The 13,230-nt window shown below is 69.7% G+C and carries 13 protein-coding genes; 5 read left to right on the top strand and 8 right to left on the bottom strand.

Features of this window, described 5'->3' with window-relative positions:
* Positions 1-105 precede the first annotated feature (105 nt).
* Positions 106-501: a BlaI/MecI/CopY family transcriptional regulator gene (locus tag D7X74_RS31635; RefSeq protein WP_120536740.1), complete on the bottom strand. Its 396-nt coding sequence runs from the start codon at positions 499-501 to the stop codon at positions 106-108.
* Between the two features lie 156 nt (positions 502-657).
* Between D7X74_RS31635 and D7X74_RS31630 the strand changes: the two genes are divergently transcribed.
* The 4 genes from D7X74_RS31630 to rimO are packed head-to-tail and all read left to right on the top strand — an operon-like array spanning position 658 to position 5,380.
* Positions 658-2,298 (top strand): ribonuclease J, encoded by a 1,641-nt coding sequence (locus tag D7X74_RS31630; protein ID WP_120536739.1) that lies wholly within the window; start codon positions 658-660, stop codon positions 2,296-2,298.
* A gap of 24 nt (positions 2,299-2,322) precedes the next feature.
* Positions 2,323-2,820 (top strand): YajQ family cyclic di-GMP-binding protein, encoded by a 498-nt coding sequence (locus D7X74_RS31625; protein WP_120536738.1) that lies wholly within the window; start codon positions 2,323-2,325, stop codon positions 2,818-2,820.
* 11 nt (positions 2,821-2,831) lie between these two features.
* A complete protein-coding gene (locus D7X74_RS31620; protein WP_120536737.1) occupies positions 2,832-3,947 on the top strand; it encodes a hypothetical protein in 1,116 nt (371 codons plus the stop codon).
* A 32-nt stretch (positions 3,948-3,979) separates the two neighbouring features.
* Complete coding sequence (gene rimO / locus D7X74_RS31615) at positions 3,980-5,380, top strand: 30S ribosomal protein S12 methylthiotransferase RimO (RefSeq protein ID WP_370450824.1); 1,401 nt, start codon at positions 3,980-3,982, stop codon at positions 5,378-5,380.
* A 117-nt stretch (positions 5,381-5,497) separates the two neighbouring features.
* Here the strand turns inward: rimO and D7X74_RS31610 are convergent, their stop codons facing one another.
* The 6 genes from D7X74_RS31610 to rplU form a co-directional block, all read right to left on the bottom strand.
* A complete protein-coding gene (locus D7X74_RS31610) occupies positions 5,498-6,919 on the bottom strand; it encodes a hypothetical protein (protein ID WP_120536735.1) in 1,422 nt (473 codons plus the stop codon).
* Positions 6,920-6,934: 15 nt separating this feature from the next.
* Complete coding sequence (locus tag D7X74_RS31605; RefSeq protein ID WP_120536734.1) at positions 6,935-7,750, bottom strand: outer membrane lipoprotein carrier protein LolA; 816 nt, start codon at positions 7,748-7,750, stop codon at positions 6,935-6,937.
* An 81-nt stretch (positions 7,751-7,831) separates the two neighbouring features.
* Entirely contained in the window at positions 7,832-8,512 is a 681-nt protein-coding gene (locus D7X74_RS31600) for an RNA methyltransferase (RefSeq protein ID WP_120536733.1), read from the bottom strand.
* 4 nt (positions 8,513-8,516) lie between these two features.
* Positions 8,517-9,887, bottom strand: coding sequence for a GTPase ObgE (gene obgE / locus D7X74_RS31595; RefSeq protein WP_120536732.1), 1,371 nt, complete (start codon positions 9,885-9,887; stop codon positions 8,517-8,519).
* A gap of 128 nt (positions 9,888-10,015) precedes the next feature.
* Positions 10,016-10,291, bottom strand: coding sequence for a 50S ribosomal protein L27 (gene rpmA / locus D7X74_RS31590; RefSeq protein ID WP_120536731.1), 276 nt, complete (start codon positions 10,289-10,291; stop codon positions 10,016-10,018).
* 53 nt (positions 10,292-10,344) lie between these two features.
* A complete protein-coding gene (gene rplU / locus D7X74_RS31585; RefSeq protein WP_120536730.1) occupies positions 10,345-10,653 on the bottom strand; it encodes a 50S ribosomal protein L21 in 309 nt (102 codons plus the stop codon).
* Between the two features lie 258 nt (positions 10,654-10,911).
* On the opposite strand from rplU, the gene D7X74_RS31580 reads away from it, so the two are divergent.
* Positions 10,912-11,274 (top strand): hypothetical protein, encoded by a 363-nt coding sequence (locus D7X74_RS31580; protein ID WP_120536729.1) that lies wholly within the window; start codon positions 10,912-10,914, stop codon positions 11,272-11,274.
* A gap of 29 nt (positions 11,275-11,303) precedes the next feature.
* Here D7X74_RS31580 and D7X74_RS31575 read toward each other — a convergent pair.
* On the bottom strand, positions 11,304-13,230 hold a 1,927-nt coding region (locus D7X74_RS31575; protein ID WP_370450823.1), incomplete at its 5' end, for a protein kinase.

The following is a 13,230-nucleotide window of genomic DNA, read 5'->3' as shown; positions in this document are numbered from 1 at the left end:
GCTCCATCCCCAGCCACAGCGCGGCCCGCAGCAGCCCGAAGCCCACCGCCACCAGCGCCGCCGCCGTGAGGTACGCGGCCAGCACGTCGCGAACGAAGGGCCCCATCACCTGCCCCCCTTGCGGCCCAGCAGCTTGCGGATCTGCTCCACCTCCTCCGCCGACAGCGGCACCGCCTCCACCAGCCGCGCCACGAGCGACGAAGCGGTGCCGTCGAACACCGTCGCCACCAGGTGCCGCACGCTCTGGGCCTCGTAGGCCTCGCGAGACAGCCGCGCCGAGTACAGGTGCCCGCGCCCTTCCTTGCGGCTGTGCACCACGCCCTTCTGCTCCAGGATGCGCAGCACCGTGGACACCGACGTGTAGGCCAGCTTGCGCTCCGGCGGCAGCGCCGCGAGCACGTCCGCCACGCTCACCTCCCCCTGCTTCCACACGAGCTGCATCAGCTCCAGCTCCACCGGCGTCAGCGGCCGGGACTCCTCGACGGACGGCGACCTGGACACGGCGGCGACCTCCCCTGACGACGAACTAAGGACTTAGTTCCAATACAACTAAGCCTTTAGTTGAGCGACGTCAAGCAGGCGGCCGGTGGAGGGGAAACGGGAGGGGGGTGCGGATTCCCACGCGTCAGGTGGGGCAAGTCCTTAAACTGCGGACACATGCTCCACGTCATACCTCTGGGCGGCCTCGGCGAAATCGGCCTCAACGCCATGGTGCTCGCCTGCCGTGGGGAGCTGCTGCTCATCGACGCCGGCCTGATGTTCCCCTCCGCGGGGATGCCCGGCGTGGACATCATCGTCCCGGACTTCACCCACCTGAAGCGCAACGCCGCGCAGTTCAAGGGCGTGGTGCTGACGCACGGGCACGAAGACCACATCGGCGCGCTCCCCTACCTGCTCGACGAGTTGCCCGTGCCTGTCTACGGCACGCGCTTCACGCTGGCGCTCGCACGCAACCGCCTGGAGGAGTTGGGCGTGGAGGCGGACCTGCGCGAAATCGAGCCGCGCTCGCCCTTCAAGGTCGGCACCGCCTTCACGGTGGAGGCCACGCGCGTGACGCACACCGTGCCGGACGCGGTGGGCTACATCGTCCGCACGCCCGAAGGCACCATCATCCACACCGGCGACTTCAAGCTGGATCCGGATCCCATCGACGGGCTGAAGACGGACCTGGAGCGCTGGGGAGAGGCCGGCGAGGAGGGCGTGCTGTGCCTCCTGTCGGACTCCACCAACTCCGAGCTGGTGGATGAGACGGGCAGCGAGCGCGTGGTGCAGACCACCTTCGAGCGCCTGTTCCAGGAGACGAAGGGCCGCATCGTCGTCGCGCAGTTCTCCTCCAACCTCCACCGCGTGCGCCACATCCTGAGCCTCTGCGAGCGCACCGGCCGGCTCGTCGCCCTCCAGGGCCGCAGCATGGTGCGCAACGTGGCCCTGGCGCGGGAGATGGGCTACCTCCAGGTGCCCGACTCGCTCTTCGTGCACATCGACTCCGTGCCGAAGCTCGCGCCCCACCGCGTGGTGGTGCTCACCACCGGCGCCCAGGGGGAGCCCCGCGCGGGCCTCACCCAACTGGCCCACGGCGACGGGCCCGTGCGGCTGGAGGCCGGCGACCTGGTCATCGTCAGCGCGCGCCCCATCCCGGGCAACGAGCGCTCGGTGGGCGCGCTGCTCGACCAACTCCACTGGCGCGGCGCCCGCATCGTCTACGCCCAGGTGGAACCCGGCGTGCACGTCTCCGGACACGCCAGCCGCCCCCAGCAGCGCCGCGTGCTGGACATCGTGAAGCCCCGCCACTTCGTCCCGGTACATGGGGAAGTCCGGCACCTGCACCGACACCTGACCACCGCGCGAGAGTCCGGCATGGCGCCCGAAGGGCTGCTCCTGGCGCACGACGGCGACGTGGTGACGTTCGAGGAGGGGCGGGGCCGCTTCTCCGGCAGCGTGCCGTCCGGGCGCATCCTGAGGGAGCGCTCGGGCAGCGGGGTGGTGACGCCGGAGACGCTCCTGGAGCGCAACCGGCTGGCGGAGACGGGCATGGTGGCCGCGGTGGTGGTGCTCCGGCGCGACACCCAGGCCCTGGTGGCGGGCCCCCAGCTGTCCGGCCAGGGGCTCTCCCCGGACGAACAGGGGGTGCTGTCCAAGATTGCCCTGGAGGCGAAGGCCTACTTCGAGGAGCTGAACCCACAGCTGCGCGGGGATGACGCCCTGGCGCGCGAGGAGCTGGTCCGGGCGGTGAAGCGGGCCTTCAAGCAGCACACCACCCGGCGCACCCTGGTGGTGCCCTTGGTCGTCCGGGTGTAGGTATGGTAAGGGCGGCCATCCCCCATGCCCTCCTTCGACGTCGTCTCGAAAATCGATCTGGCTGAGCTCGACAACGCGGTCAATCAGACCAAGAAGGAGCTCAGCACGCGCTATGACTTCCAGGGCGTCAACGCCGACATCGTCGTCGCCCCGGACAACACCTCCGTCACAGTGAAGGCGAACAGCGAGGACAAGGTCCAGGCCGCCAAGGAAGTGCTGCTCTCGAAGCTGGCCAAGCGAGGCATCAGCCTGCGGGTGCTGGAGTTCGGCGACATCGAGAAGACGGGCCTCGCGAACGTCAAGCAGCCCATCAAGCTGCAGCAGGGCATCCCGGTGGAGAAGTCCAAGGAGCTCATCAAGGTGCTCAAGGACTCGAAGATCAAGGTGCAGGGCTCCATCCAAGCGGATCAGCTTCGCGTGACGGGCAAGAACCGCGACGACCTGCAGGCCGCCATGGCGCTGTTCCGCAAGGAGCAGGACCGGCTGAGCCTGGACATGCAGTTCACCAACTTCCGCGACTGAGTCCTTCCGCCATGCACGCCGCTCCCCTGGCTCCGCTCACGCTCCTGCTGCTGGCCACCGCCACCCCTTCGTTCGCGCAGGACGCCGCGCGCCCCAGCCGTCCGGTGCCCGTGCTCAAGAAGGCGCCGCAGCCGGAGAAGGGGCTCAAGGACTTCGGCTCGCCCATGGTCCTCAAGCCGCTGACGGTCGAGGGCGCCACGGCGAACTTCTCCGCCCGCGTGGGCTGGCGCAAGGACACGCTCTTCGTCGGCGTGGAGGCCACGGACAACCAACTGCTCGCGGGCGACCTCATCACCCTCACCCTGTCCTTCCCGGACGCGGGCCCCACCGCGACGGGTTACACCTACCGCTTCGCCTTCGACGGCCAGCGCACCTCTCCGCCGGAGAGCGGCACGCCCGCGTTCGCGCAGAAACTGGTGAACGCCGCCGTGCACCGCCAGGGCGACACGCTGTCCGTGGTGGCCCTGGTGCCGGTGCGCGCCCTGCCCCGCTTCCCCGCGGTGGCGCCGCTCGTCATGGACCTGTGCATCACCTACGAGGACCAGGACCAGGTGGGCGCGAAGACGGTGCCGGTGTCCAACTGCACGGGCGGGACCACCATGGTGGGCGAAGCGCTGCGTCTGCCCGACGACGCGCGCAAGAACCTCAAGCTCAAGCCCCCCGCGTCCGTCACCGCCCTGGAGGCTGCGCCCACTGGCTGGCTCGGCTGGGGCATCCTGCCGTACCCGGACTGGGCCCAGGGCGAGGCCCCGCTCAACCCCACTTCACTCCGCGCGCTGGTGGCCCCCAACGCGGTGGACGCGACGAGGATGGGCGTGAACGTACCGGATGCTTTGAGCCTGCCGGACGGACGACCGGTCGTTACGGTGCTCACCGGGAAGAATCCCTATGCCGTCGAGGGTCAATGCGACTCCGACGACGAGCTTCGGATGGGGCTCTATGTGGTGTCGGGGAAGACGGCGCAGCAGGCGCTCGAGTGGCCGGCCGCCACCTGTGCGCTGGGTCGCGCCAGCTCCGTCGAACTGGATGAAGAGGGAGCGCTGACCATCGGTTACTCGAACGGCGCCATCGTCAACTTCGTTTGGAGTGCGGACCACTTCGATCGAACGGAAATCGGAAAGCGGTAGACGCAGTGGAAGACACCAAGAGCCTGTACATGATGACCCTCGGCTGCCCGAAGAACCGGGTGGACTCCGAGGTGATGCTGGGCACGCTGCGCACCCGCGGCTATTCGCTCGTGCAGGACCCCGCGGCCGCCCAGGTCATCGTCGTCAACACGTGCGCCTTCATTGGCCCGGCGAAGCAGGAGTCGGTGGACTCCATCCTGGAGATGGCGGAGCTGAAGAAGACGGGCGCGTGCAAGACGCTCGTCGTCACGGGCTGCCTGTCCCAGCGCTACGGCCAGGACCTGTCGCAGGAAATGCCGGAGGTCGACCACTTCCTGGGCACCAGCGCCTACGCGCAGATTGGCGACCTGTTGGCCGCCGAGGCCTCGCCGCGTCAGGTGATTCCGGATCCGGACTACATCCACAACGCCCAGACGCCGCGCATCAACTCGATGCCGAAGTACACGGCGTACCTGAAGATTTCGGAAGGCTGCGACAACGCCTGCGCCTTCTGCATCATCCCCACGCTGCGCGGCGGTCAGCGCTCGCGCACGGTGGAAGACATCATGGCCGAGGCGCGCAACCTGGCCGACAGCGGCGTGCAGGAGCTGAACCTCGTCGCGCAGGACCTGACGGCGTACGGGCATGACCTGCCCGGCAAGCCGAAGCTCCACGAGTTGCTCAAGGAGCTGGTGAAGGTGGACGTGAAGTGGATCCGCCTGCACTACGCCTACCCGCGCGTGTTCCCGGACGAGCTCATCGACGTCATCGCATCCGAGCCGAAGATCGCCAACTACCTGGACATGCCGGTGCAGCACGCCAGCGACAAGCTGCTCATGTCCATGAAGCGCGGCCGCAACTCCAAGTTCCTCAAGGAGCTGCTCACCAAGCTGCGCGAGCGCGTGCCCAATCTCGTGATGCGCACCTCGCTCATCGTCGGCCTGCCGGGTGAGACGGAGGAGGACTTCGAGCTCTTGAAGGAGTTCGTGAAGGAGCAGCGCTTCCAGCGCCTGGGCGTCTTCCAGTACTCCGACGAGGAGGGCACCTCCGCGTTCGACCTGCCGAACAAGGTCCCCGCGAAGACCATCGAGCGCCGCTGGCGCGAGGTGATGGCCATCCAGAAGCGCATCAACCGCGAGCAGAACAAGAAGCTCGTGGGCCAGAAGCTCACCGTGCTGGTGGAGGGCCCCAGCGAGGAGTCCGAGCACCTGCTGGTGGGCCGCCATGAAGGCCAGGCGCCCGAAATCGACGGGCAGGTCTACATCAACGACGGTCTGGCGTACCCGGGCGAGTTCGTCACCGTGGAGGTGACGGAAGCGCACGACTACGACCTCATCGCCCGCGTGGTGGAGCGTCCGGATCCGAAACAGCGCACGCACACCCCGCGCGAGGCCCTGCCCGCGCCCGTGCCGATGAAGGCGCTGAAGCGTCCCGCGGAGCCCCGGCCGGAGTAGTCACCCGCCACGGTCGAACAGGTATCCTCGGGCCCCAGCTCGCGCTCCTCGACGGGAGGCGGCTGCGGGCCCGAACCTTTTGGCGGGGCGGCCACGCCTTCCCCGAGCGGCACCGGGCTACTTCGGATCCTCGGGCTCCAGCTCGCGCTCCTCGACAGGCGGCGGCTGCGGGCCTGAACCCTTGGTGGGCATCGCCACACCCTCGCCCAGCGGCGTCGGCTGGCACTCGCACACCGTGCGCCGCGACGCGGTCTCCGTGACGAAGGCGCACGTCGTGGGGCACTCGGGCTGACGGCCCTCCTCCACCAGCGAGACGGCGTAGCTGCGCGCGCCCTGGAGCGCGGCGTGACACGCGGGCAGGCTCTGCGCCAGTGACGCCCACGGCAGCCGGTGCTGCGTGTTGGCGCCTCGCAGGGTGGTGGGGAAGCTCAGGCCCACCTGACAGCCCGTCTCCAGGCGCTGGCCGTCCGCGCCCCGGGGCTCCACGTACAGGCGCACGCCCTCGGGCACGTCCCGGTACACCGCGCCGGAGAGGGCCACCGCGCCGTCCGGCTCGGGGCGCGCGAAGACGCCGTAGCAGGCCTCCTCGCTGAAGGCCCCGCCCTCACCCGCGCACTGCTGCCGGCCACTGGCCTCCTCGGGCATCCGCACGTGCGGCCTGCGGAGCACCAACGCCCCACCCTGCGCGTCCACGGTGGCGGTGAAGCGGCCCCACACGTCCGGGCCCAGGCGGCCCAGGCTGCTCTGGGAGGGCCAGCGTCCAGCGGCCTCCATCACCAGGGGGCGCGCGCCCAGCCCTTCGGCGACCTCCACCGCATCCACGACGAAGGTGCGCGGCGGCAGGCCCGCGGCCGTCTCCAGGGGCTGAAGCCCCTGCGCCAGCGCCGGGTCCACCGCCAGCCGGGAGAAGGGCTCGCGCGTGCCCAGGACGAAGGGCCCGGTGATGCTCGCGGTGCCTTGCGTCACCTGCACGGCCAGCAGCGGCCAGTCCCCCACGGGCTCGCGGCTGAGCTCCACCACGTGCGACTCGCGCACCGCATCCGAGGCGCGCAGCTCCGCTTCATGGGCCTCCCGGGGACGCGTGGCGGTGAAGGTCACCTCGCGGCGCAGCGGCTCCACGGTGAGGGCGTACGGGGCCAGCACGTCCTGCCCCAACGTCACCGAACAGCCCTGCTCTCCGGACAGCAGCACCGTGCGCAGCGGCGGCGCCACCGGGCCCACCGTCAAGAGCGGGGCCTGCACTTCCGGCCAGGAGCGATACCCACCGGAGGACTCGGGCACGCGCGCGGTGCCCGCGGCCGTGGGCGGCCCCCCTTCGAAGCAGCCGGAGGACACCAGCGACAACGGCCGAGCGACGTCCAGCACCACCGGCACGGCACGGCCCGCGAGCCGTCCCGCGACGGTGAGCCGCAGCGCGGGGGACGACAACAGGGGCAGCGTCTGCCCCACGAGGCTCGTCGGACGCACGGGGCCCGGGGGCGCGGCGGAGTGACATCCCGCGCCCAGCAGCACGCACCCCACCAGCAACACGCCGCGCATGGAGGGCGGCCCTTCCTACGGCGCCTTCGCCTTGGTGAAGTCGTCCACGCGGGTGCCCTCGGGCGGGTTCAGCTTGAAGCTGTCCGCCGCGATGCCCACGTTCGTCTTCAGCTCCAGGAACGAGATGGTGTTCTCACTGCCGTCAGGGTCGACCACGGTGCTCTTGAGCACCTGGGCGGACGCGGGGTCCACCTCCAGGCGCACCTGACGGAAGCGCGGCTCGGTCTTCAGGGGATCCAACACCAGCAGCGTGCCCTTGCAGTCCTTGCAGTCGCCCTTGGAGATGGCGAACTCGTCCGCGAGCTTCCCCTGGCCGAAGAGGAACGTCACCGACGCGGAGAGCTGGTTGGTGTCCACGGCGGCCACCGACAGCGTCTGCGCGGCCGGGTCGTAGGCGTACACCTTGCTGCCCGCGAGCACGAAGGTGCGCGGCGACGGGTTCGCGTACTCCCAGCGCATCAGGCCCGGCTTCTTGTACGTCACCGTGCCCGTGGAGGACTGCGTGCGGCGGAAGGTCTTGTACTTGTAGTCCTGCTTGAAGCCCGACTTGAAGTCGTTCGTCTTCTCGTAGAAGGCCTGCATCCGGTCCACGAGCGTCTTCACCTCGGGCGTCATCTTCGGTGCGGGCTTTGTGGCGCTGGCGGCCGTGCCCGCATCCGGGGACTTCGCGGCGGCGGGAACGGCCGTGCCGGCATCCAGCGCGGTCGTGGGCTTCGGCGCGGCGGCGGGCTTCGGAGCGGGCGCCGGCTGGACCACGGGAGCGGCGGGGGCGGCGGTGGTAGGGGCCTGCGGCACGGCGAGCAGCGTGAAGAGCAGGGATTCCAGCAACATGGCGTGCGCCTCCGGAGCAGGCGCCAGGGGCGCCCACAGGGTCCATCTACTTCATCCGGACGGCCCCCGGGGGGCCAGCATTCACCGCTGTGTGGCTTTGACCAGACGCTTCCGCTGCTTCACGCCCAGCAGGTAGAAGCGCTCACGGAGTTCCTGGGCCTGCTCAGGGGTCAAATCCCCGGAGCTTCCCAGGTGCTCGTCCCGCCAGGCGATCGCCCGGCTGATGCTGGCCGACGCCGCCGCGGAGATGTTCAGGCTCTGGCTGAAGCCCTTCATGGGCACCCAGAAGGTGCCATCCACGCCCGCCAGCACGTCGTCGCTCACGCCGAAGCGCTCGTTGCCGAACACCATGGCGAACTTCGTGTCGAAGCGCAGGCTGTAGAGGCTGGTGGCCCCTTCGCGCAGCGCCGACGCGTAGAGGCTGAAGCCCTGCCCCTTCAGGTGTTCACGGCAGTCCGCGAACGTCTTGTAGAGGTGCACGTCCAACCACTTGTCGCAGCCCTGGGCCACCCGTGAATTGGGGACGAAGGGCGCGTCCGGGTTGATGACGACGTGCACCTCCTGCACGCCCATGGACTCGCAGGTGCGCAGCACCGCGGCCATGTTGAAGTTGTCCTCCAGCCGGTCGAGCACCACCGTGAAGTTGCGCGTCCGCTGCGCCACGACACGGTCGATCCTCTCCTTCCGCACATCGAGCAGGAACTGCTCCGGCTCGACGACGTCGCGCTCGAACTTCTCGTAGCGGGGTCCTCCACCAGCCATCGACTCAGCGCCTCCCGCCGGACTTCTTCGCGGCGGACTTCTTCGCGGATGCCTTGCGCACGGTCTTCTTCGCCACGGCCTTGCGCGCCACTGAAGCCCGCGTCGCGGACTTCTTCGCGACGGACTTCTTCGCCGCGCCCTTCTTCGCCGTCGACTTGCGAGCCGGGCCCGCCGCCTTCTTCGCGACGGACTTCTTCGCCGCGCCCTTCCTGGCCACGGGCTTGCGCGCCGCAGCAGTCCGGGTCGAAGCCTTCTTCGCGGCCTTCTTCGCCGGACGCGTCGTGGACGCCTTCTTCGGCGCCTTCTTCGCGGAAGCGCCCGAGCGCTTGCCGGAACCCTTCGCCGGGGCCTCCGTGTGGATCTTGTCGGTGCGCCCGGTGAAGAGCACCTCCGCCACCGAGTCCATCAGCGCCTGCATGCCCTCGCCCGTGGCGCAGGACACCGGGTACACGCGGATGCCGCGACGGCGCAGGGCCTCCGTGAAGGGACCCAACCGCTCGCGGGCCTCCGTGAGGTCCAGCTTGTTGGCGGCCACCACCTGCGGCTTGCTGGCCAGCTCCGCGCTGTACTTCTTCAACTCCTTGTTGAGGATGTTGAAGTCGGCCAGCGGATCACGGCCGTCCCCCATCGCGCCCATGTCGATGAGGTGCACCAGCACCTTGCAGCGCTCCACGTGACGCAGGAACTGGTGGCCCAGGCCCACGCCCTCGCTGGCGCCCTCGATGATGCCGGGGATGTCCGCCATGACGAAGGACAGGTGGTCCTTGTACTGGACCATGCCCAGGTTCGGCACCAGCGTGGTGAACGGGTAGTCCGCCACCTTGGGCCGCGCCCGGCTCACGCGCGAGATGAACGTGCTCTTGCCCGCGTTGGGGAAGCCCAGCAGGCCCACGTCCGCCAGGAGCTTCAGCTCCAGCCGCAGGGTGATCTCCTCGCCCTGGGTGCCGTCCTGCGCGAAGCGCGGCGTCTGGCGCGTGGAGGTGGCGAAGTTCATGTTGCCCAGGCCGCCCCGGCCGCCCTTGGCCGCCATGAACACCTGGCCCGGGTCGCTGAGGTCGACCAGCAGTTCGCCGGTCTGCTCGTTGCGGATCAGCGTGCCCACCGGCACCTGGAGCACCATGTCATCGGCCGCGCGACCATTGCAGTCGCTGCCCATGCCGTGCTCGCCGTTCTTGGCCCGGTGGTGCTGCTGGTAGCGGTAGTCGAGCAGCGTGGTGAGCTGGGGATTCGCCACGAACGACACGGAGCCGCCGTTGCCGCCGTCCCCGCCGTTGGGGCCGCCCCGCTCGATGAACTTCTCGCGCCGGAAGGACACGGCACCATTCCCGCCGTCCCCCGCCTTCACGTAGATGCGTACTTCGTCGACGAACTTCATGGGGGGATTACCCTCCTGGAAAAACACAAAGCGGGCCGTCCTCGCATCCAACCGTCGGTGAGGACGGGGTGGACCGGGAACGACCCGCTCGGGGATGCCGTGCCCGGGGTTGCCCCCGGAGCGACCGACTAGGCGCTCGCCTGCTCGGCGGCGGCCGGGTATACCGACACCTTCTTCTTGTCGCGGCCGAGGCGCTCGTACTTCACCACGCCGTCCACCGTCGAGAAGAGGGTGAAGTCGCGACCGAGCTTCACGTTCGTGCCCGGGTGGATGACCGTGCCGACCTGCCGCACGAGGATGCTGCCCGCGGAGATGGTCTCGCCGCCATACACCTTCACGCCGCGGTACTGCGGGTTGGAATCACGCCCGTTGCGCGAAGAACCCTGTCCCTTTTTATGGGCCATGACACCTGCTCCTTGAAGTTCGTGACTGAAGAAGACCTGCGAAGGGAACCGAACTAGCCGGAGATCGAGGTGACCTTCACCTCGGTGTACGGCTGACGGTGACCACGACGGCGGGTCCAGCCTTCCTTCTCCTTGCGGAAGTGGAGGACGCGGCGGTGCTTGTCCTGCGCCAGCACCTTGCCCACGACCTTCGCGCCCGACACCGTCGGCTGCCCCACCTTCGGGCTGTCCGAGCCGCCCAGGAGGAGGACCTCGGTGAAGGAGACCTCGGCGCCGATGTCCCCGGTGATCTTCTCGATCCGGAGAACGTCGCCCTCGGCAACGCGGTACTGCTTCCCGCCTGTGCGAATGACTGCGTACATCGTCGAACCCCTGTCAGCTATGGAATCCAACGCGCATTTCGGACGGCGGACCGCCCGGCGCGCTAAAAGACGGCGGGACTTACGGGAAACCCGGGGGGGAGTCAAGGCACATGGCGGATCAGACATCCCGCCAACCCCCTCAACGACTTTTGAATAGAATTCCCGGAATAAAGTCCACTAGAACGCATGCCTGTGGCCGCAAAGGCTGCGGCCTGCTTCCAACCCACCTGTACCTCATCCCTGAGGGGGAGAACCACCATGAAGAAGTTCCTGTTCGGCCTGGCGGCCATGGCTTCGCTGTCTCTGACTGCTTGCGGCGGCAGCCTGTGCGACGACTCGCAGGACGTCGCCGACGACCTGTTCGACAAGGCCGAGGCCTGTGGCGTGACCACCACCAAGCCCCCGGAGCCCACGGACGCGCAGAAGGAGGCCTGTGAGGAGTCCCTGGATGCCTGCTCCGACTCCGACAAGGACAAGGTCGGCGAGTGGTTCTCCTGCCTGAAGGACGCGGAGGGCTGCGACGACAAGACCCTGGCCGAGCAGGAAGCTTACAACGACCGCCTCGAGGCGTGTACGTCCAAGCTGGCGGGCGTGAGCTCCGCCTGTCTCTTCGCGGAGTAAGTCGCACCGGTCCGACCTGACGGTCGGGCCTAGAGCCCGGTTCCCTCCCCAGGGAATCGGGCTCTTTCATTGCGGGGTCCCGCCACTCGCCCCTCCAGCGCCCGATCCACCACGCGGCGGCGCTGCTGGAACTCCAACTCCAACGGGTCCAGTTGCAGGCCGCGCTCGTAGGCCTCCAGGGCCCGCTTGAGCTGGCCGTCCCGCTCCAGCGCGCTGCCGGTGAGGAAGTGCACCCGCGCGGTGCCCACCGCCCGGGGCTGCTCGGCCAGGAATTCGCGGCGCAGGGCCTCCGCCTGTCCGGAGGTGAGGCCCGCCTCCAGGCAGCGGGCGACGCCCCGGGAGTTGCCCCGCCGCGCGTCGTAGCGCGCCCGGCGCAGCGGCAGGCCCAGCGTGTCGCCCGCGTCCCGCACGCGGCTCAGCATCGACTCCAGGCGCGACTGCTGCCCGCGCGACAGGGGCCGCTGCCGCACGGCCGACAGGGCGGTCCACAGCTCCCGGGCCCGCTCCCGCGCGGCGTCCAGCTCCACGTCCGGGGACAGGCCCAGCACCGCGTAGTGGTCATCCTCCCCGCCCAGCCGCTCGCCGTGGGCCGCGAGGACGCGCTCCGCCTCCGCGTCGTCCGGAAGCTCCCGGGGCGGCGCGGGCGGCGGCGAGACCGGAGCGCCGGACAGGTGCTGCTCCACGCGGGCCTTCAGCGTGGCCGACGGCGCGATGAACTGGACACCGAAGCCCGGGCGCATGTTCCAGGCCTGGGCCTGCTCGGGCGACACGTGGCGCACCACCTCGCACGTGACGCTCAGCGGCCCCGTGCGCAGGGGCAGCACCACCTGGACCTGGGAGAAGAGCAGCGGCAGGTCCCCCGTCGCATGCAGGAACACCCCTCCGCGCGACAGGTCGGAGCCCGTGAAGGACCGGGGCTGCGCACCGGGATGCAGCAGCACCTGCACCGACGACAGGAGCGTCCCCCCGCTCGAGGCACCGGCGGGCGCCAGCGCGGGCGTCCCCCGGGCTCCAGGGGGCCCCTGCGGAGCCCCTGGAGGAACGGAGGAGGCAGGGCGGGGCCCCTGAGGAGCAGCCGCACGCGGCGAGGGGGTCCGCACGACCATGGCCTGCTCCAGCGCGGCGCGCAGGGCGAGCGCGTTCGCGAAGCGCTCCTCGGGGGTCTTCGCCAGCGTGCGCAGCACGACGGCCTCCAGCGCGGCCGGCACCGTGGGGCAGATGGAGCGCGGCGGCGGGGGCTGCCGCGTCTGGTGCGCCACCAGTTGGGCGGTGAGCCCCTCATCGGGAAAGGGCAGCCGCCCGGTGAGCAGTTGGTAGGCGATGACGCCCACCGCGTACAGGTCCGCGCGGCCATCCAGGCGGCGGCTCAGCGACTGCTCGGGGGCCATGTACTCCGGCGTGCCCACGATGATGCCCGCCATCGTCTCCGGCATGCTCGCGTCCACCAGCTTCGCGATGCCGAAGTCGAGCACCTTCACGAACGGCATCCCCCGTCCGCGCTTCACCAGGAAGATGTTGTCCGGCTTCAGGTCGCGGTGGACGATGCCCCGTGCGTGCGCCGCATGCAGCGCGTCACACACCTGCGCCAGCACGGGCACCACGGCCCCGGCCGACAGCGGCGTCCCCACCCAGGCCGACAGCGGCGCCCCCTCCAGGTACTCCATGATGAGGTACGGACGCGGCGCGGCGGCGTTGAGGTCGAAGATGCTGACGATGTTCTCGTGCCCGATGAGGTTCACCGCCCGGGCCTCGGCATGGAAGCGCTGCACCAGCTCCGGGTAGCGCGCCAAATGCTCGTGCAGCACCTTCACCGCCACCCGGCTGCCAATGGACACGTGCTCGCCCAGGTACACGGACCCCATGCCGCCCCGGCCCACCCGGCGCACCAGCCGGAAGCTGCCCATCCGGGTTCCCACCAGCGGATCCACGTCCTCCTGCGCGGGCCCCGTCCCCGCC

It is taken from the genome of Corallococcus sp. CA047B, from assembly GCF_003612065.1.
Classification (GTDB): Bacteria; Myxococcota; Myxococcia; order Myxococcales; family Myxococcaceae; genus Corallococcus; species Corallococcus praedator.
The sequence above is the reverse complement of the archived record's forward strand: the minus strand, read 5'-3'. Positions and strand labels throughout refer to the sequence as shown.